The sequence below is a fragment of the Pseudomonas sp. Arb-4-2C genome (assembly GCF_055755015.1).
Map to the genome: position 1 here is coordinate 2,124,018 of NZ_CM146899.1, position 22,540 is coordinate 2,146,557.

The 22,540-nt window shown below is 65.3% G+C and carries 2 protein-coding genes (1 of these 2 running past the window's edge); both read left to right on the forward strand.

All coding sequences use genetic code 11. The features are described from left to right. The first annotated feature begins 46 nt into the window (after window positions 1-46). Complete coding sequence (locus tag AC0J41_RS09570) at window positions 47-13,105, forward strand: amino acid adenylation domain-containing protein (RefSeq protein ID WP_473015315.1); 13,059 nt, start codon at window positions 47-49, stop codon at window positions 13,103-13,105. Further along, on the forward strand, window positions 13,102-22,540 hold the 5' portion of the coding sequence (locus AC0J41_RS09575; protein ID WP_473015316.1) for a non-ribosomal peptide synthase/polyketide synthase. The gene runs 8,399 nt beyond the window's last position; the window shows 9,439 of its 17,838 coding nt (coding positions 1-9,439); its start codon is at window positions 13,102-13,104; its stop codon lies beyond the right edge, outside the window. Before AC0J41_RS09570 ends, AC0J41_RS09575 begins: the two co-directional genes overlap by 4 nt.

The window sequence follows — 22,540 nt, forward strand, 5'->3', positions numbered from 1 at the left end:
TCGCGGCTGCGCGCTCCTTTTTCTCGTATTTACAGCAGGTTATCCCATGCATTTCAGCGAACTGATGGCTGTTATTTCCACCCATGCGATCCGCCTTCAACAGGAAGATGAAGACTTGGTCATTCTGGGCAGCGACGACGCGCTGGACGATGCGTTGTGGGACAGCCTCGCTGCGCACAAGGCGCAATTGCTGGAGCTGGTCGCCCGTCACGGTGGCGACTGGCTGAGCCCGGCATTTCGCATCACCCCGGACATGCTGCCGCTGGTGCAGCTGGATCAGCCAACCATCGATCGGCTGGTCGCCAACGTACCCGGCGGCGCTGCCAACCTGCAGGACATTTACCCGTTGGCCCCGCTGCAGGAAGGCATGCTTTACCTGCACTTGTCGGCGCCTGCTGGTGATCCGTATGTGTCGCAGGCGCGGTTCGCCTTTGACAGTCGCGAACGCCTGGACGCCTTCGCCGAGGCGCTGCAATGGATGATCGAGCGGCACGATATCCTGCGCACCTCATTCGTCTGGGAGCGCCTGGATGAACCGTTGCAAGTGGTGCAACGGCATGCACCGCTGCACTGCGAAGAAATTGCCCTGGACCCGGGCGTGGATGTGCTGACGCAACTGCTGGAGCGCCACGATCCACGGTCCTTCCGGCTCGACGTGCAGCAGGCACCGCTGCTGCGTCTGGTTCACGCCGCAGACCCGATCAACGGGCGCGTGGTCGCCTTGCTGCTGTTCCATCACCTGATCATGGACCACGTCGCCCTCGACGTGGTGCGCCGGGAAACCCGTGCGCATTTGCTCGGGCAGGCCGCGCAGGTCGGGCCGGCGGTGCCGTACCGCGATCACCTGGCCAAGGCGCGCCTGAGCCTGGATGAACAGGTTCACGAACAGTTCTTCCGCGAGATGCTCGCCGACATCGACGAGCCGACCTTGCCCTGTGGTTTGCAGGATGTGCAAGGCGACGGCCAGGGCATCGAAGAAGCCTTGCTGATGCTCGACACCGATTTCAGCCGGCAACTGCGCGGCCAGGCGCGTCAGCTCGGGGTCAGCGTCGCCAGCCTGATGCACTTGGCGCTGGCGCGGGTGCTCGGGCAGTTGTCGGGGCGCACGGCGGTGGTGTTCGGCACCGTACTGCTGGGGCGGATGGAGGCGGGTGAGGGCGGCGAGCAAGCGCTGGGGATGTTCATCAACACCTTGCCGCTGCGAGTGGATGTCGGGCAGGACGGCGTGCGTGCCGGGGTGCTGGCCACTCATCGGCGCCTGACCGCATTGCTCGGCCATGAGCAGACGTCACTGGCGCTGGCCCAGCGCTGCAGCGCGGTGGCAGTGCCGACGCCGTTGTTCAGCGCAATCCTCAACTACCGCCACAGCAGCCGCGAAGAGATTGCTGACGTCAGCGAGCTGGTTCCGGGTGTGCAGGTGCTGGGCGCCCGCGAGCGCACCAACTATCCGCTGACGATCAACATCGATGACCTCGGCGAGGACTTGCGCATCACCGCGCTGGCGGATGCAGCGCTGGGCGCCGAACGCATTGCCGGCTATCTGCACACGGCATTGCGCAGCCTGTTGCAAGCCTTGCAAACGACCCCGGATGCGTCGCTGCAACGGCTGAATATTCTGCCGGCCGCCGAGCGTGAATACCTGGTGCACGGGGTCAACTCGCCGTTGCCACAGTTCCCCGAAACACCGTTGATTCATCAACAGTTCGAAGCCCACGCACTGGCGCGGCCCGAGGCCACCGCGCTGATTTTCGAAGAGCAGACGCTACGCTACGGCGAACTCAACCGCCGCGCCAATCAACTTGCGCATCACCTGCTGGCGCGGGGCATTCGCCCGGATCAGCGCGTGGCGATCTGTGTCGAGCGTGGCCCGCAAATGATCATCGCTCTGCTCGGCGTGCTCAAGGCCGGCGCCGGTTATGTGCCGATCGACCCGGCGTATCCGCTGGAGCGCATTGCCTACACCTTGCAGGACAGCGCCCCGGTGGCGGTATTGACCCAGGCCGATACGCTGGACAGGGTTGGCGCGCTCAACGTGCCAATCATCGATCTGGACAGTGTGCAGTTGCAGGCTGAACTCAGCAGCAATCCGCACATTCCCGAGCTCACTCCAAGTCATCTCGCCTACGTGATCTACACCTCGGGTTCCACCGGGCTGCCCAAAGGCGTGATGGTCGAACACCGCAACGTGGTGCGGCTGTTTTCGGCAACCCATGACTGGTTCAACTTCAATCCGCAGGACGTGTGGGCGCTGTTCCATTCCTTCGCCTTCGATTTCTCGGTGTGGGAAATCTGGGGCGCGCTGGCGTTTGGCGGCCAGTTGCTGCTGGTGCCGCAGGCGGTCAGCCGCTCGCCGGACGACTGCTACGCGTTGCTGTGCCGCAGCGGCGTGACCGTGCTCAATCAGACCCCAAGCGCCTTCCGTCAGTTGATCTCGGCGCAGGGCCGCAGCCCGTTGCAGCATTCGCTGCGTGAAGTGATTTTTGGTGGCGAGGCCCTGGAACCGGGTGTGCTCAAACCCTGGTACGCCCGGGTCGGCAATGCCGGCACGCGGCTGGTGAACATGTACGGCATCACCGAAACCACCGTGCACGTCACTTATCGACCGTTGGTGGCGGCGGATGCGCAATCTGTTGGGCGCAGTCCGATTGGCGTGGGCATTCCCGACCTGCAACTGTACGTGCTCGATGAACAGCGCGAACCGGTGCCCACCGGCGTGATCGGCGAGTTGTACGTGGGCGGTGCGGGTGTTGCCCGAGGCTACCTCAATCGCGAGGCGCTGACCGCGGAACGCTTTATTGCCGACCCGTTCAGCGGGCGTGCCGAGGCGCGTCTGTACAAGACCGGCGACCTCGCACGGCGGACCGCAGATGGCAGCCTTGAATACCTGGGGCGCAACGACGATCAGGTGAAGATCCGGGGCTTCCGCATCGAGTTGGGCGAGATCGAAGCACGCCTTGCAGCTTGCGCCGGTGTGCGCGAGGCGGTGGTGATCGCCCGCGAAGACAGCCCCGGCGATCAGCGGCTGGTCGCCTACTGGCTGGCCGCCGAAGGGCCTGAGCCGAGCGCCGCGCAATTGCGTGACGAGTTGCTGCTGTCGCTGGCCGAATACATGGTGCCGAGCGCCTTTGTGTGCCTCGAGGCGTTGCCGCTGACCACCAACGGCAAGCTCGATCGCAAAGCCTTGCCGCAACCCGACAGCGATGCCTTCGCCCGTCGCGGCTTCGAGGCCCCGGTGGGCGACGTGGAAACGCTGATCGCCGGCCTCTGGCAGACCCTGCTCGGTGTCGAACAGGTCGGGCGGCATGACAATTTTTTCGAACTTGGCGGCCATTCGCTGCTGGCGGTGAAACTGATCGAGCGCATGCGTCAGCACGATTTGCAGTGCGACGTGCGCGTGCTGTTCGGCCAACCGAGCGTGGCGGCGCTGGCCGCGACCCTGGGCAGCGGCCACACCGTTGCGGCCCCGGCCAGTCTGATCGGCCCCGACTGCACGCAAATCACCCCGGACCTGCTGCCGTTGGCGGTGCTGGATCAGGCCGGGATCGACCGCATCGTGGCGACGGTCCCCGGCGGCGTCGCCAATGTGCAGGACATCTATGCGCTGGCGCCGTTGCAGGCGGGGATTCTCTATCACCACCTGGCGACCAGTGCCGGGGATCCGTACGTGCTGCAGGCGCAATTCGCCTTCGCCGGTCTGGCGCAGATCAAGGCTTTCGTCCGTGCACTCAACGCGGTGATCGAACGTCACGACATCCTGCGCACCAGCGTGGTCTGGGAAGGCCTTGAAGAACCGATGCAAGTGGTCTGGCGTGAAGCGCCACTGGCGCTGGAGCGCATCGACGCCGACCTGCTGCAAGGCGACGTGCTGGAGCAGATGCAGGCGCGCTTTGACCCGCGCCACTATCGCCTCGACCTGCGCCGCGCACCGCTGATGCGCCTGGCCTACACCGAAGACCGCGAACACCAGCGCTGGATCGGCATCCTGTTGCTGCATCACATCGTGCTCGACCACACCGCACTGGAAGTGTTGCTGGCGGAAATGAACGACAGTCTGCAGCCAAGTGGTCGCGACCTGCCGACGCCGGTGCAGTACCGCAACTACGTCGCGCAGGCGCAACAGCAGGCCAATGCCCAGGCGCATGAAGCGTTCTTTCGTGACATGCTTGGCGACATCGACGAGCCGACCGTGGCCTTCGGTCTGCAGGACGTGCATGGCGACGGCAGCACGGTTGTCGACACCGTACAGGCACTGGATTCAAGTGTTGCCCGCCGTTTGCGTGAACAGGCGCGGCGGCTCGGTATCAGCGCGGCGAGCCTGGTGCATCAGGCCTGGGGTCAGGTACTGGCGCAGGTCTCGGGGCGCGAAGAGGTGGTGTTTGGCACCGTGCTGCTCGGGCGCATGCAGGGTGGCGAAGGTGCCGAGCGGGCCCTGGGCATGTTCATCAATACCTTGCCGCTGCGGGTCAGTGCCGGCGCGACCGCGGTGCAACAGGGCGTGCGTGCTACCCATGAACGTCTGGCGCAACTGCTCGCGCACGAACAGGCATCACTCTCGCTGGCCCAGCGTTGCAGCGGCGTTTCTGCGGCGCTGCCGCTATTCAGCACCTTGCTCAACTACCGCCATAGTTCTGAGAAATCGGCAGGCGTGGCCTGGGACGGGATCGAAATTCTCAGCTCCCGCGAGCGCAGCAACTACCCGCTGGTGGTCAACGTCGACGATCTGGGCGAAGGCTTCCGACTGACGGTGCAGGCCTTGCCGCAGGTCGATGGCACGCGGGTCGGCGATTACCTGCAAACCGCGTTGCACCATCTGCTGCTGGCGCTGGAAGACAACCCAGCGACTCCGCTGCAACAGTTGTCGATTCTCTCGCCGGGCGAACGTCAACGGGTGTTGGTCGGTTTCAACATCACCGGTCGCGAGTATCCGCGCGAGCAGACCGTGCATCGCTTGTTCGAAGCCCAGGCTGCACGCCGTCCCGCAGCATTGGCGGCGGTGCAGGGCGAACAGCGCCTGAGCTACGAGCAACTGAACCAGCGCGCCAACCGCCTGGCCCATCATCTGATCGGCCTCGGCGTGCAGCCGGGGCACAGCGTTGCGACCTTGCTTGAGCGTTCGCTGGAGTTGCTGGTGTGCCAACTGGCAATCAGCAAGTGCGCCGCGGTGTACGTGCCGCTGGACATCAACGCCCCGGCCGACCGGCAGGGCTACATGGTGCAGGACAGCCGCGCGGTGCTGCTGTTGACCCGCAGCAGCGAAACCGTCGGCTACCCGGCGCGGCGCCTGGACCTCGACACGCTGACGCCGGCCGAGTATCCGGCGCACAACCCGAACCTGCCGCAGTCCGCCGAAGCGCTGGCGTACATCATGTACACCTCCGGCTCCACCGGCGCACCGAAAGGCGTGCTGGTGCCGCACCGGGCGATCAGCCGATTGGTCATCAACAATGGCTACGCCGAGTTCAACGCCAGTGATCGGGTCGCCTTCGCCTCCAACCCGGCGTTCGATGCCAGTACCCTCGAAGTCTGGGCGCCGCTGCTCAACGGCGGCGCGGTAGTGGTGATCGATCAGAACCAGGTGCTGTCCCGCGAAGGCTTGCTCAACGAGCTGCTGGCGCAAGCCGTCAGCGTGTTGTGGCTGACCGCCGGACTGTTTCACCAATACGCCGATGACCTGATGCCGGCGTTCCGTCGCTTGCGTTATCTGCTGGTCGGCGGTGATGTGCTGGACCCGGCGGTGATCGCCCGGGTTCTGCGTGACGGCGCGCCGCAGCACCTGCTCAACGGCTACGGCCCGACCGAGGCCACGACCTTTTCCACCACCCATGAAATCCGTGCGCTGGAGGCCGGCAGCATTCCGATTGGCCGGCCGATCGGCAACGCCCGCGCCTACGTGCTCGATGCGCGTCAGCAGCCGTTGCCGGTGGGCGCCGTCGGCGAGCTGTACATGGGCGGCGCGGGGGTGGCGAAGGGGTACCTGAACCAGCCACAACTGACTCGCGAGAAATTCCTCGCCGACCCGTTCAGCGAAGTCCCGGGTGAGCTGATGTACCGCACCGGCGATCTGGTGTGCTGGTTGGCCGACGGCACCCTGCAGTACCTGGGACGCAACGATCAGCAGGTGAAAATTCGCGGCTATCGCATCGAGCTGGGCGAGATCGAAAACCGCCTGGCCGAATGCGCCGGTGTGCGCGACGCCGTGGTCCTGCTGCGTGAAGACGTGCCCGGGGACAAACGACTGGTGGCCTGGTTCACCGCGCAGGACAACGCTCACGCGCCGGCAATCAGCGACCTGAACGAACAACTGCAAGGTCGGTTGCCGGACTACATGTTGCCTTCGGCCTACGTACGCCTTGAAGCCTGGCCACTGACCGCCAATGGCAAGCTGGACCGCAAGGCCTTGCCGGCGCCGGATGAAGGCGCGCTGCTCAGCCGCGAATTCGCCGCGCCACAGGGCGAGGTTGAAATCGCCCTGGCGCAGATCTGGAGTGATCTGCTCAAGGTCGAGCGCATCGGCCGCCACGACCACTTCTTTGAACTGGGTGGGCATTCGCTGTTGGCGGTGAGCCTGATCGAACGCATGCGCCAACTCGGCCTCAGCGCCGATGTGCGCGTGCTGTTCAGCCAGCCGACCCTCGCCGCACTGGCCGCCGCCGTGGGCAGCGGTCGCGAGATCGAAGTGCCGGCCAACCGCATTCCGGATGGCTGCACGCACATCACCCCGGACATGCTGACCCTGACCGAACTCGATCAGCCGAGCATCGAGCGCATTGTCGCCACGGTGCCGGGCGGGGCGGCGAACGTGCAGGACATCTATCCGCTGGCGCCGTTGCAAGAGGGCATTCTTTACCACCACTTGAGCGCCGAGCAGGGCGATCCGTACCTGCTGCAATCGCGGCTGGCGTTCGACAACCTCCACCGTTTGCAGGGTTTCGCCGACAGCCTGCAAAAAGTCATCGCCCGTCACGATATTCTGCGCACCAGCGTGGTCTGGGAAGGGTTGGCGAGCCCGCAGCAAGTAGTCTGGCGCCAGGCGCCGCTGATGGTGCAGCACGTGGCGCTGGACCCGGCGCAGGGCGATGTCCTTGAACAGTTGCACGCGCGCTTCGATGCCCGGCACAACCGTCTCGACCTGACCCAGGCGCCGCTGATGCGCATCGTCTACGCCGAAGACCCGGCGCAGCAACGGGTGGTGGCCATCGTGCTGTTCCAGCACTTGATCCTCGACCATACCGCCATGGAGGTGGTGGGGCAGGAAATGCGCGCGTTCATGTTCGATCAGGCCGACCGCCTGAGCACGCCGATGCCGTACCGCAACTACGTGGCGCAGGCGCGACTGGGCGCCAGTGAGCAGGAACACGAGGCATTTTTCCGCGACATGCTCGGCGATATCGACGAACCGACGCTGCCGTTCGGTCTGCACGACGTGCAGGGTGATGGCGGTGACATCGAAGAGGCGCAGCAAGCGGTCGATCCCGAACTGACCTGGCGTCTGCGTGAGCAGGCCCGGCAACTCGGTGTCAGCCCGGCGAGCCTGATGCACCTGGCCTGGGCGCAGGTGCTGGGCGTGCTTGCCAACCGCCGCGACGTGGTGTTCGGCACGGTGCTGATGGGCCGCCTGCAGGGCGGCGAGGGCGCCGACCGTACGCTGGGGGTGTTCATCAACACCTTGCCGTTGCGCGTGGACGTCAGCGAAGGCGTGCGCAGCGCGGTCAAGACTACCCACGCACGGCTGACCGCGCTGCTGGCCCACGAGCATGCGCCACTGGCGCTGGCCCAACGCTGCAGTGCGGTGTCCGGCGCGCCGCTGTTCAGCGCCTTGCTCAACTACCGGCACAGCGCGGCCGAAGCGCAGCCGCGTGACGGTCAGGGCATCTGGGAAGGTGTGCAGTTGCTCGGTGGTGAAGAGCGCAGCAACTACCCGCTGACCCTCAGCGTCGACGACCTGGGCGAAGGTTTTGCCTTGGCAGTGCTGGCGCTGGCGCAGATCGGCGCGCAGCGCATCTGCGGCTACATGCACACCGCGCTTGAGCATCTGGTGAACGCGCTGGAACAGGCGCCGCAACGCCCGCTCAACCGCTTGCCGATTCTTTCGGTGGAGGAATACGAGCACTTGCTGGTCGGTTTCAACCCGACAGCGGCGGCATACCCGCGCGGCGCGACGATTCAGGCCCTGGTGCAAGTGCAGGCCGAGCAGCAACCGCAGGCGCTGGCGGTGGTGCAAGGCGCGCAGCAACTGACCTATGCGCAACTCAATCAGCAGGCCAATCGCCTGGCCCATCACTTGCTCGGCCTCGGCGTGCAACCGGACGACCGGATTGCCGTGTGCCTGCAACGCGGCCCGCAGATGCTGGTCGCGATGCTGGCAATCCTCAAGGCCGGCGCCGGTTATGTGCCGGTCGATCCGGCATACCCGGCCGAACGCATCGCGTACCTGTTGCAGGACAGCGATCCGGTGGCGGTGCTGGCGCAGGCTTCGACCCGCGACCTGCTGGGCCGGGTGCCGGTGATCGATCTGGACAACCCCGTCTGGCAGGCCCTGCCGGACTCCAATCCACTGCTGCCGACGCTGACCCCGGCGCATCTGGCCTACGTGATCTACACCTCCGGCTCGACTGGCCAGCCGAAAGGTGTGATGGTCGAACACGCGACCGTGGAAAACCTGGTGCACTGGCACTGCGAGGCGTTCGACCTGCGCGCCGGCAGCCACACCGCGAGTGTCGCTGGTTGCGGTTTCGACGCGATGGCCTGGGAAGTCTGGCCGGCGTTGTGCGTCGGCGCGACCCTGCACCTGCCGCCGCCGTCGATCAGCAACGAACACCTGGATGACTTGCTCGACTGGTGGCGCGGGCAGCCATTGCAGGTGAGTTTCCTGCCGACGCCAATCGCCGAATACGCGTTCAGCCGTGAACTGCAGCACCCGACGTTGCGCACGCTGCTGATCGGCGGCGATCGCCTGCGCCAGTTCAATCGCGAGCAAAGCTTTGCGGTGATCAACAACTACGGGCCGACCGAGGCCACGGTGGTTGCAACCTCCGGACAGGTCAATGCCGGACAGTTGCTGCACATCGGCCGGCCGATGAGCAATGCCAGGGTTTATCTGCTTGATGACTTGCAACGCCCGGTACCGGTCGGGGTCGCCGGCGAGTTGTACGTCGGTGGCGCGGGCGTGGCCCGGGGTTACCTGAACCGTCCTGAGCTGACTGCCGAACGCTTCCTCGAAGACCCGTTCAGCGACGAACCGCAGGCGCGCATGTACCGCACCGGCGACCTCGCGCGCTGGCTGGCCGATGGCAACATCGAGTACCTGGGGCGTAACGACGATCAGGTCAAACTGCGCGGCGTGCGGGTGGAACTGGGGGAAATCGACGCCGCGCTGTCCAGCCATCCGGCGGTGCAGGATGCGGTGGTGCTGGTGCGCGAGGCGCGCCTGATTGCCTGGTTCACTGCGCGCACGGCGGTCGACATCGAAGACCTGCGGCTGCATCTGCAGGCACGCTTGCCGCAGGCACTGGTGCCCGCCGCTTACGTGCGCCTGCCAGCGCTGCCGCTCACCGCCAATGGCAAACTCGACCGCAAGGCCTTGCCCGAACCGGATCAGGACGCCTGGCTCAGCCGCGAATATGAGGCGCCGCAAGGCTCGGTGGAAACTGCGCTGGCGCAGGTCTGGGCCGAGGTGTTGCAGGTCGAACAGGTCGGGCGACACGACAACTTCTTCGAACTGGGCGGCCATTCGTTGCTGGCAGTGACCCTGATCGAGCGCATGCGTCAGCTCGGCCTGAGCACCGACGTGCGCGTGCTGTTCAGCCAGCCGACCCTCGCCGCACTGGCCGCCGCCGTGGGCAGCGGTCGCGAAGTCGCGGTGCCGGCCAACCTGATTGCGCCCGGATGTACGCGCATCACCCCGGACATGCTGCCACTGGTGCAGCTGGATCATGACAGCCTCGAGCGCATCGTCGCGACGGTGCCGGGCGGGGCGGCCAACGTGCAGGATATTTATCCGCTGGCGCCGTTGCAGGAAGGCATTCTTTATCACTACATCACCGCCGAGCGCGGCGATCCGTACCTGTTGCAATCGCGCCTGGCCTTCGACAGCCTTGAGCGTTTCCAGGCTTTCGCTGCCGCTCTGCGCCAGGTCATGAGCCGGCACGACATCCTGCGTACCGGGGTGGTCTGGCAAGGGTTGGCAACGCCAGTGCAGGTGGTTTGGCGCGACGCCGAACTGCCAGTGCAGGAAGTCGCTTTCGACCCGGCGGCCGGTGATGTTCTGGCGCAGTTGTACGAGCGTTTCGACGCGCGGCATTACCGCATCGATATCAGTCAGGCACCGTTGATTCGTCTGGTGTATGCGCAGGATCCGGTCAATGACCGGGTCGTCGCCATGCTGCTGTTCCATCACATCGCCATGGACCACACCGCGCTGGAAGTGGTGCAGCAGGAAATGCAGGCGATTCTCTTCGGGCAGGGCGAAGCGCCGATGCCGGCCGTGCCGTACCGCAATTACGTGGCGCAGACGCGTCTGGGCGTCAGCGAGCAGGAACATGAAACGTTCTTTCGCGCGATGCTCGGTGATATCGACGAGCCGACGCTGCCGTTCGGTCTGCTGGATGTACGCGGCGACGGCAATGACATCGAAGAAGTGCGCCAGAGCGTGCCCGAGGCCCTGGCCCTGCGCTTGCGCAGTCAGGCGCGGCAGTTGGGCGTGAGCGTCGCGAGCCTGTTCCACCTGGCCTGGGCGCAAGTCCTGGCAGCGACCTGCGGGCAGGACCGTGTGGTATTCGGCACGGTATTGCTGGGGCGGATGCAGGGCGGTACCGGTGCCGATCGCGGCCTGGGGATGTTCATCAACACCTTGCCGTTGCGCGTGGACCTGGGCGACACCTCGGTGCGGGCCGGCGTGCGTGCGACCCATGCGCAACTCACCGCGTTGCTCGGCCATGAGCATGCGTCGCTGGCGCTGGCCCAGCGTTGCAGCGGGGTGGCGGCGCCGGCGCCACTGTTCAGCGCGATGCTCAATTACCGGCACAGCGTCAACGAACAACAGCAGCAAGCCAATCGCCTGACCTGGCAAGGTATCGAAAACCTCTCCAGCGAGGAGCGCACCAACTATCCGCTGAGCCTGAGTGTCGACGATCTGGGCGACGGTTTTTACCTGACCACGCTGACCCCGGCGCACATCGGCGCTGCGCGGATAGGCGGGTACATGCAGATGGCGCTGGCGGCATTGGCCCAGGCGCTGGAGCAGGCCCCGCAACAGTCGCTCAATCGCCTGACGGTGTTGCAGGCGCCAGAACGGCACAGGTTGCTGGTGGACTTCAATGCCACCGAGGTCGATTTCGATCTGCAGCAGACCATTCACGGGATGTTCGAGGCTCAGGCCCGACGCACGCCACAGGCGATTGCCGCGCAAGCCGGTGAACGTCAATTGAGTTATCGCGAACTCAATGCGCAGGCCAACCGACTCGCCCATCACCTGCGCCTTCAAGGCGTCGGGCCGGACATCCCGGTGGCGATCTGTGTCGAGCGCGGGCTGGAGCTGTTGATCGGTCTGCTCGGCATCCTCAAGGCGGGTGGTGCCTATGTGCCGCTGGATCCGGGTTACCCGGCCGAGCGCCTGAGCCATATGCTGCGCGACAGTGCGCCGCGGGTGGCACTGGTGCACGGCTCGACCCGCACGTTGCTCGGCGATTTCGGCGTGCCGCTGCTGGATCTGGATCAGCACGACTGGCAGGGCCACCAGGACAGCGATCCGCAGGTGCCGGGGCTCAGTGCGGCGAACCTCGCCTACGTGATCTACACCTCCGGCTCCACCGGGACGCCGAAAGGGGTGATGGTCGAGCACCGGGGCCTGTGCAACCTGGTGCAATGGAGCGCGCGCACCTGCCCGACCTCTGCGCAAGGTGCGTTGCTGCACAAGACTCCGTTGAGTTTCGATGCCTCGGTGTGGGAGCTGTTCTGGCCGCTGACTTCGGGCCTGCGTCTGGTGCTGGCACGCCCGGACGGGCAGCGTGATCCTGACTACCTGAGCGAAGTGATTCGCGAGCAACAGATCAGCGTGATCCAGTTCGTGCCGGCCTTGCTGCAGCAGTTCCTCGAAGCCCGGGACGTCGCCGAGTGCCGCAGTCTGACCGACATTTTCTGCGGCGGAGGCGAGTTGACGGCGGCGCTGGTGCATAGCGTGCGCGAGCGTCTGCCGCAGGTGCGCCTGCACAACGTCTACGGGCCGACCGAAGCCACTGTCGACAGCACGCTGTGGACGCTCGAGCCGCACACACCACTGACGGGCAACCTGCCACCGATCGGCAAACCGGTCGCCAATACCCGCCTGTACATTCTCGATGCGCAGCGCCAGCCGGTGCCGCAAGGCGTGATCGGCGAGCTGTATCTGGGTGGCGTGCAGGTGGCGCGCGGTTACCTCAACCGGGCGCAATTGAGTGCTGAACGCTTCCTCGACGACCCGTTCAGCGCAACACCGGGCGCGCGTCTGTATCGCACCGGGGACGTCGGTCGTTATCTGCCCGACGGCAGCGTGCAATACCTGGGGCGCAACGATGATCAGGTGAAAATTCGCGGCCTGCGCATCGAACCGGGGGAAATCCAGGCGCGCCTGAGCCAGATCAGCGGCGTGCAGGATGCCCTGGTGCTGGCCCGCGAGGAGGCCACGGGTGGCCAGCGACTGGTGGCGTACTACACCGGCGAACGGCTGGAAATCGAGTCGTTGCGCAGCCATCTGCTCGAGCATCTGCCGGACTACATGGTGCCGGCGCTGTTCGTGCACCTCGATGCCTGGCCACTGAGCCCCAACGGCAAACTCGACCGCAATGCCTTACCGCTGCCTGATCAGACCGCGGCCCTCAGCCGTGAATACGAAGCACCGGTCGGTGAAGTGGAAATCCTCCTCGCACGGCTGTGGGCCGAGTTGCTCAACGTGGAACGGGTAGGGCGTAACGATCATTTCTTTGAACTGGGTGGTCACTCATTGCTCGCGGTCAGCCTGATCGGCCGCTTGCGTCAGGAAGGCATGGAAGCTGATGTCAGGGCGTTGTTCGAACAACCGACCCTGGCCGGCTACGCCGCAATTACAGAAAGAATGGAGATCGTCCTGTGAATGTGCTCGAACTGTTGGCGACACTGAAGGCAAAAGACATCCAGTTGACGGTCACGGACGACCAGTTGCGGGTGAACGGCAACAAGCAGGCCTTGAGCGATCCGGCACTGCTGGCGGCGTTGCGTGAGCACAAACCGGCGCTGATCGAGCTGATCTCGGCCGGTGAATATTCGGCGGCGCGCACCGGTCAGGTCGAGGTGCCGGCCAATGGCATCGTGCCCGGCAGCACACACATCACCCCGGCGATGGTGACGCTGGCCGAGGTCGATCAGCCGACCCTGTCGCGTATCGTCGGCGACGTGCCGGGCGGTGCCGCCAATGTGCAGGATATTTATCCGTTGGCACCGTTGCAGGAAGGCATGCTCTATCACCACATCAGTGCCACCCAGGGCGACCCCTACGTGATGCAGGCGCAGTTCGAGTTCGCCGGGCGCGAACGCTTGCAGGCGTTCATCGGTGCGTTGCAGGCCGTCATCGATCGGCATGACATCCTGCGCACCGCGATGGTCTGGGATGGCCTGGATACGCCGCTGCAAGTGGTGGTGCGCCAGGCGCAATTGCCGGTCGAGGAGGTGCTGCTCGACAGCGCCGATGGCGACGTGCTCACGCAGTTGCAGCAACGCTTCGATGCGCGGCGGTTTCGCCTCGACGTGACCCGGGCGCCGCTGCTGCGCCTGGTGCATGCCTGGGACGATATCGGTCAGCGAGTGGTCGGCATTCTGCTGTTTCACCACATGGCCATGGACCACTCGGCACTGGCGGTACTCAGCCAGGAAATGCAGGCTTGCCTGTCCGGGCGGCTCGCACAGTTGGGCCAACCGGTGCCGTTTCGCAATTATGTGGCGCAGGCGCGGCTGGGGATCAGTGAAGCGCAGCATGAGGCGTTCTTTCGCGAGATGCTGGGTGACATCGACGAGCCGACGCTGCCGTTCGGTCTGCACGACGTGCAGGGTGAAGGGCATGACATTGCCGAGCTGTGCCTGCCGCTGACGGCGGCGCTGGGCGAGGGACTGCGGGAGCAGGCGCGGCAGCTCGGCGTGAGTGCCGCGAGCCTGTTTCACCTGGCCTGGGCGCAAGTGCTGGCGGTGGTCGCCGGCAAGCCGCAAGTGGTGTTCGGCACGGTGCTGATGGGCCGTCTGCAGGGCGCCGAGGCCACCGAGCGGGCGCTGGGCATTTTCATCAACACCTTGCCGCTGCGGGTGGATGTGAACGGACAAGACGTGCGCGCCGCGGTGAAGGCCACGCATGCACGCCTGACGACCCTGATGCGCCACGAACATGCACCGCTGGCACTGGCCCAGCGATGCAGCGGGGTCAGCGCGCCGACGCCACTGTTCAGTACCTTGCTCAATTACCGTCACAACGCCCACGCAACCGACGCCGAGGCGCACGCCGCCTGGGAAGGCATCGGCATGCTGCATTCGGAGGAACGCACCAACTATCCGTTGGCGCTGAGTATCGATGACTATGGCGACAGCTTCAGCCTGAACCTGTTGGCGAGTCGCCAGATCGATCCGCAGCGGGTTTGCGCCTACATGATGTGCGCGCTGGAAAACCTCACGCTGGCGCTGCAGCAGGCGCCGCAGACACCGCTCGATCAATTGTCGATCCTGCCCGAAGCGGAGCGCGAGCGAGTGCTCGTCGCGTTCAATGCCACCCGGGCCGACTATCCGCAACCACTGACCATCGCACAGCGGATCGAGGCTCAGGTGGCCGAGCGCCCGCAAGCCATCGCGGCAGAGTTTCAGGGGCAGACGCTGACCTACGCCGAGTTGAATCAGCACGCCAATGCCCTGGCCCTGCACCTGATCGATCTGGGCGTACGCCCGGACGCCCGCGTGGCGATCGTCGCGCGTCGGGGCCTGGACACTTTGATCGGCCTGGTGGCGATTCTCAAGGCTGGCGCCGGTTATGTGCCGATCGATCCGACGCACCCGGCCGAGCGCCTGAACTATCTGCTGGGCGACAGCGCGCCAGTGGTGGTCCTGACCCAAAGCAATCTGCGCGAGCGCTTGCCGGCGCTGGCCGTGCCGGTGATTGAACTCGACCGCTGCACCTGGCCGTCGAGTGCGGCGCCTGACCCACAAGTGCCGGGCCTGACGCCTCGGCACCTGGCCTACGTGATCTACACCTCCGGCTCCACCGGCTTGCCCAAGGGCGTGATGGTCGAGCATCACACCTTGAGTAATCTGGTCGATTGGCACTGCACAGCGTTCGACCTGTGTGCCGGGCGCCACACCTCGAGCCTGGCCGGTTTCGGTTTCGACGCCATGGCCTGGGAAGTCTGGCCGGCGCTGTGCGCGGGCGCGACCCTGCATCTGGCGCCGACCCACGAGGGCGTTGAAGACATCGACGCGCTGCTGGCCTGGTGGTGCGCGCAGCCGCTGGACGTGAGCTTCCTGCCAACGCCGGTGGCCGAATACGCCTTCAGCCAGCACCTCGAACACCCGACCTTGCGCACGCTGCTGATCGGCGGCGATCGCTTGCGGCAGTTCAACCGCCACCAGCATTTCGACGTGATCAACAATTACGGCCCGACCGAGGCCACGGTGGTCGCGACCTCGGGCCTGGTGGAAAGCGGCGATGCGCTGCACATCGGCAAACCGGTGAGCAACGCCACGGTGTACCTGCTCGACGAGCAGCAACGCCCGGTGCCGATCGGCGTTGCCGGTGAGTTGTACGTCGGCGGTGCCGGTGTCGCCCGTGGCTACCTGAATCGCCCGGAAATGACCGCCGAGCGCTTCCTGCACGACCCGTTCAGTACGGCTGCCAACGCGCGGATGTACCGCACGGGTGACCTCGCGCGCTGGCGCGAAGACGGCACGATCGAGTACCTGGGGCGCAACGACGATCAGGTGAAAATCCGTGGCGTGCGCATCGAACTGGGGGAAATCGAAACCTGCCTCAACCAGTTGCCGGGGATTCAGGAAGCGGTGCTGCTGGCCCGCGAAGACCAGCCCGGGCAGCCGCGACTGGTGGCGTATTTCACCGAACAGGCGCAGGTCGAGGCGCTGCCGGTGGGCGAGTTGCGTGCGCAATTGCTCAGCCGGTTGCCGGAATACATGGTGCCGGCAGCGTTCGTCAAACTTGCCGCGCTGCCGCTGACCGCCAATGGCAAGGTTGATCGCCGGGCCTTGCCGGCGCCCGATCTGGCAGCGTTGTTCACCCGCGAGTACGTGGCGCCCGAAGGCGAGGTGGAAACCGCGCTGGCACAGATCTGGGCTGATGTGCTGCAGGTCGAGCGGGTGGGGCGTCAGGATCACTTTTTCGAACTGGGCGGCCACTCGCTGCTGGCGATGCGCATGGTCTCGCAGGTGCGGCAACGGCTGGGTGTCGAGTTGGCACTGAGTGATCTGTTTGCCAACGCCGAACTGGCGGCGGTCGCTTCTGTGCTGAGCGAGGCCGGACGCTGTGCGCAACCGCAGATCCTGCCGGTACCGCGTGACGGCGCCTTGCCGTTGTCGTTCGCCCAGCAGCGCTTGTGGTTCCTCGCACAAATGGAAGGCGCCAACACCGCCTACAACATTCCCGTGGCCCTGCGCCTGCGTGGCCGTCTCGACGACGCGGCGCTGCAACGCGCACTGGCGCGCATCGTCGCCCGCCACGAAACCCTGCGCAGCCGCTTCGCCCAATTCAACGACCAAGCCCAGGTGCTGATCGCCCCGGTGGATACCGGCCTGCTGCTGCGGGTCGAAGACCTGCGCCAGCACCCGCAGCCCGACGAAACCCTGCAAGCGCTGATTCAGGGCGAAGCCTCGGGGCCGTTCGACTTGCAGGACGATCCGCTGATTCGCGGACGGCTGGTGCGGTTGGCCGACGATCACCATGTGCTGTTGCTGACCCTGCACCACATCATCTCCGATGGCTGGTCGATGGGGGTACTGACCCGCGAACTGATGGCGCTGTATCAGGCGTTCAGTCACGGTCAGCCGGACCCGTTGCCGCCACTGGCGCTGCAATACACCGACTACGCGGTGTGGCAGCGGCGCTGGCTCAGCGGCGAAGTGCTGCAACGTCAGAGCGAGTACTGGCAACAGACGCTCGCCGGCGCTCCGGCGCTGCTGATGCTGCCGACCGACCGTGCGCGTCCGGCGCAGCAGGACTATGCCGGCAGCAGCGTCGAAGTGCTGCTCGATGAGCGTTTGAGCGCCGGGCTCAAGGCCTTGGGCCAGCGCCATGGCGTGACCTTGTACATGACGCTGATGAGTGCCTGGGCGATGTTGCTCAGCCGCTTGTCCGGGCAGTCGGACGTGGTCATCGGCTCGCCAGTGGCCAACCGCACCCGCGCCGAGATCGAAGGCCTGATCGGCATGTTCGTCAACACCCTGGCCCTGCGCATCGATACGTCGGGCGACCTCAGCGTCGAAGCGCTGCTGGCGCGGGTCAAGGCGCAAACCCTGCAAGCGCAGGCGCATCAGGACCTGCCGTTCGAGCAGGTGGTGGAAATCACCCGGCCGGTACGCAGCCTGGCGCACAGCCCGGTGTTTCAGACGTTGCTGAGCTGGGACGGCCTCGAAAGCCCGGCGCTGGCCCTTGGCGAACTGACACTGGAAGGCGTGGCCGAACCGAGCCACTTTGCCAAGTTCGACCTGTCGCTGAGCCTGGGCGAATCCAGCGGGGCGATTCGTGGCTCGCTGGAATACGCCACGGCGCTGTTTGACGAGGCAACCGTGCAGCGTTTTGTCGGTTACTTCCAGCGCCTGTTGCAGGCAATGGTCGCCAACGATCAGGCCGTACTGGAACATGCGCCGCTGCTGGCGCAGGAAGAGCAGCAGCGTTTGCTGGAGGGGTTCAATGCCACGGCGGTGGATTACAACCTCGAACAGACCATTCATGGTCTGTTCGAGGCGCAAGTGGCACGCACGCCGCAGGCCATCGCGTTGCAAAGTGATCAGCTGCGCCTGAGTTTTGCCGAGCTCAATGCCCGGGCCAATCAACTGGCGCGGCACCTGCGTGGATTGGGTGTGCAGCCGGATTCGCGGGTCGGAATCTGCGTCGAGCGTGGTCTGGACATGGTGGTCGGGCTGTTGGCGATCCTCAAGGCCGGCGGCGGTTACGTACCGCTGGATCCGGCGTACCCGCTGGAGCGCCTGGCCTACATGCTGGAGGACAGCGCGCCATTGGCGGTGCTGGTGCAGGGTTCGACCCGCGCATTGCTGGGCGAGGGCGCGGTGCCGCTGATCGATCTGGATCAGCCGCACTGGCAGTTGCTGCCGACGGATAATCTCGCGGTCGCTGGACTGACCCCGCAGCACACCGCCTACGTCATCTACACCTCCGGCTCCACCGGTCAGCCGAAAGGCGTGATCAACGAGCATAGCGGGGTGGTCAACCGTCTGCTGTGGATGCAGGACGCCTATCAACTGACGGCGGCCGATACCGTTCTGCAGAAAACCCCGTTCAGCTTTGACGTGTCGGTGTGGGAGTTCTTCTGGCCGTTGATGACCGGTGCGCGACTGGTCATGGCGCAGCCGGGCGGGCACAAGGACCCGCTGTATCTGAGCGAAATCATCGAGCGTGAACACATCACCACGCTGCACTTTGTACCGTCGATGCTCGACGTGTTCCTCGCCCACGCCGACACCGCACGCTGCGGTGGCTTGCGTCAGGTGATGTGCAGCGGCGAAGCGTTGCCGGGCAGTGTAGTGCGGCGTTTCAAACGGCAATTGCCGGGCAGCGAATTGCATAACCTCTACGGCCCGACCGAAGCCGCCGTAGACGTGACCGCGTGGAACTGCGCCGGGCCGCTGGAGCAGACCCCGGGCAACACACCGATCGGCAAACCGATTGCCAACACCCGTCTGTACATCCTCGACGCACAGCAGCAACCGGTGCCGCACGGCGTGGTCGGCGAGCTGTACATCGGTGGTGTGCAGGTGGCCCGCGGATATCTGAACCGCCCGGAACTGAACGTCGAACGCTTCCTCGACGATCCTTTCCAGGCCCATGGGCGCCTGTACCGCACCGGCGACGTCGCGCGCTATCTGGCCGACGGCAATATCGAGTACCTGGGGCGCAACGACGATCAGGTGAAGATCCGTGGCCTGCGCATCGAACTGGGTGAAATCCAGGCACGCCTGACCCAGCTCGACGGCGTGCAGGAAACCGCTGTGCTGGCCCGCGAAGACGTGCCCGGTGACAAGCGTCTGGTGGCGTACTACACCGGTGAGCCGTTGGACATCGACGCGTTGCGCAGCCATCTGTTGGAGCAGTTGCCGGATTACATGGTGCCTGCCGTGTTCGTGCACCTCGACACATTGCCACTGAGCCCCAACGGCAAACTCGACCGCAAGGCACTGCCTGTGCCGGATCTGGCGTCGCTACCGGGTCGCGCATACGAAGCACCGGTCGGTGAAGTGGAAACCGTGCTCGCCGCGCTTTGGGCCGAGCTGCTCAACGTCGAGCGCGTAGGGCGCCACGATCATTTCTTTGAACTGGGCGGGCATTCGCTGCTGGCGGTCAACCTGGTGGCGAAAATGCGTCGTGCAGGGCTGACGGCAGACGTTCGCGTGTTGTTCAACCAGCCGACCCTGTCTGCACTGGCCGCGGCTGTCGGTGGCGAGCCGCAGGCTGACGTGCCGGCCAACCGCATTGCGGCGGATTGCCCGCGCATCACCCCCGAGCTGCTGCCGCTGGTGGCACTCGACCAGGCCGCCATTGACCGCATCGTCGCCAGCATCCCGGGCGGCGTCACCAACGTGCAGGACATTTATCCGTTGGCGCCGCTGCAGGCGGGGATCTTTTTCCATCACCTGTCGGCGCCTCAGGGCGACCCTTATGTGCTGCAAGCGCAGTTTGCCTTCGCCGACGAGCAACGTCTTGAAGCTTTCACCCAGGCTTTGCAACAGGTGATCGAGCGTCACGACATTCTGCGTACTTCGCTGTTCTGGGACGGACTGGAGGAGCCGGTGCAGGTGGTCTGGCGCCACGCGCCGCTGGCGTGTGAGGGCGTGCTGCTGGACGCGGCGAATGCTGATGCGCTGGAGCAACTGCGCAGCCGCTTTGACGCCGGTCACTATCGGATGCCGATCGATCAGGCACCGCTGTTGCGTGTGGTCCACGCGCCGGACACGGTCAATCAGCGCGTGGTGGCGATCCTGCTGTTCCATCACCTGGTGATGGACCACGTGGCACTGGAAGTGCTGCAACACGAAATGCAGGCGTTCCTGCTCGGTCAGGCGCAGCGTCTGGCCGAACCGGTGGCGTACCGCAATTATGTGGCGCACACCCGTGCCGGGTTGAGCGCTCAGGCGCACGAAAGCTTCTTCCGCGAAATGCTTGGAGACGTCAGCGAACCGAGCGTGCCGTATGGCCAAAGCAGTGTTGCGCAAGGTCTCGGTGAAGAAGCCCGGCGCTCGCTCGACCTGGATCTGAGTCAGCGCGTCAGGGCCAAGGCCCGGCGTCTGGGCATCAGCGCGGCGAGCCTGATGCATTTGGCCTGGGCGCAGGTGCTGGGACAACTGTCCGGGGGGGAAACGGTGGTGTTCGGCACCGTGCTGCTGGGCCGCTTGCAAGCGGGCGAGGGCGCCGAGCGGGCGCTGGGGGTGTTCATCAACACCTTGCCATTGCGCATTGATCTGGGCCAGCGCTCGGTGAAGGACGCCGCGCTCGCCACCCACCAACGATTGAACGCGCTGCTGCAACACGAGCATGCGCAATTGGCTCTGGCCCAACATTGCAGCGCCATGCCTGCCGGCACGCCGTTGTTCAGCACCTTGTTCAACTATCGCCACAGCGCCACTGCCGGCGCGTCTTCCCGGGCTGCAGCAAGCGCGTGGCAAGGCATGCAGTTGCTCAATGCCGAGGAACGCACCAACTACCGGCTGAGCCTGAGTGTCGATGACCTGGGCGAAGGCTTCAGTTTCACCGCAATGGCCGGCGACGGCATCGACGCCGGGCGCATCTGCGAGTACATGCAACTGGCCGTGGGCAATCTGTTGCACGCGCTGGAACAGGCGCCGCAGTCGAGCGTTGATCAGTTGTCGATTCTGTCGCAGGACGAGCGCCGGCAACTGCTGGTCGAGTTCAACGCCAGCACGCGTGAATACCCGCAGACGCTGACCGTGCATGCCCTGTTTGAAAGGCAAGTGCTGGCCGACCCACAAGCCATCGCCGCCGTGCATGGCGGACAAACCTTGAGTTATGGCGAACTGAACGCCCAGGCCAACCGCCTGGCGCATCACTTGATCGGCCAAGGCGTGCAGCCGGGCGACCACGTGGCGATCCTGTTGCCGCGCTCGTTGGAACTGCTGGTGGCGCAACTGGCGATTGCCAAGTGCGCGGCGGCCTATGTGCCGCTGGACATCAATGCGCCGAGCGAGCGTCAGGCGTTCATGGTCGAGGACTGCCGCGCAGTGGCGTTGCTGACCCTCAGCAGTGAAACCATCGATTACGCCGCGCCGCGCATCGACCTTGACCGGCTCAAGCTCAGCGGCCAGCCGACGCACAACCCGAACCTGGCGCAAAGCTCGGAGGCGCTGGCGTACATCATGTACACCTCCGGCTCCACCGGCACCCCGAAAGGCGTGATGGTTCCGCACCGTGGCATCGGGCGTCTGGTGCTGAACAACGGTTATGCCGATTTCAACGCGCAGGACCGCGTGGTGTTCGCCTCCAACCCGGCGTTCGACGCCAGCACCATGGACATCTGGGGCCCGCTGCTCAACGGCGGGCGCGTGGTGGTGATCGATCACCAGACCTTGCTCGATCCGAACGCTTTTGGCCGCGAACTGAGCGCAATCGGGGCAACGATCCTGTTCGTCACCACCGCGCTGTTCAACCAGTACGTGCAGCTGATTCCGCAGGCGCTCAAAGGCTTGCGCATCCTGCTGTGCGGTGGTGAGCGCGGTGATCCGGCGGCGTTCCGCACGCTGCGGGCTGCTGCGCCGCTACTACGTATCGTGCATTGCTACGGCCCGACCGAAACCACCACCTACGCCACCACCTTCGAGGTGCTTGAGGTGGCTGAAAACGCCGAGAGCGTGCCGATTGGCGGGCCGATTTCCAACACCCAGGTGTATGTGCTCGACGCGCACCAGCAACCGGTGCCGATGGGCGTGACCGGCGAGTTGTACATTGGCGGACAGGGCGTGGCGCTGGGTTACCTGAACCGCCCGGACCTGACCGCCGAGAAGTTCCTGCGCGATCCGTTCAGCGACCGGCCTGGCGCGTTGCTCTATCGCACCGGCGACCTCGCACGCTGGCTGGCACCGGGGCAACTCGATTGCATCGGGCGCAATGACGATCAGGTGAAGATCCGGGGTTTCCGCATCGAGCTGGGGGAAATCGAGAGCCGTCTGCTGGGCTATCCGGGCATCAAGGAAGCCGTGGTGCTGGCGCGCCGTGATGCTCAGGAGCCGCTGCGGCTGGTGGCTTACTACACCGCCCACGATGGCGCTGTGGACATTGCCACTCTGCGCGAGCATTTGCAGGCGC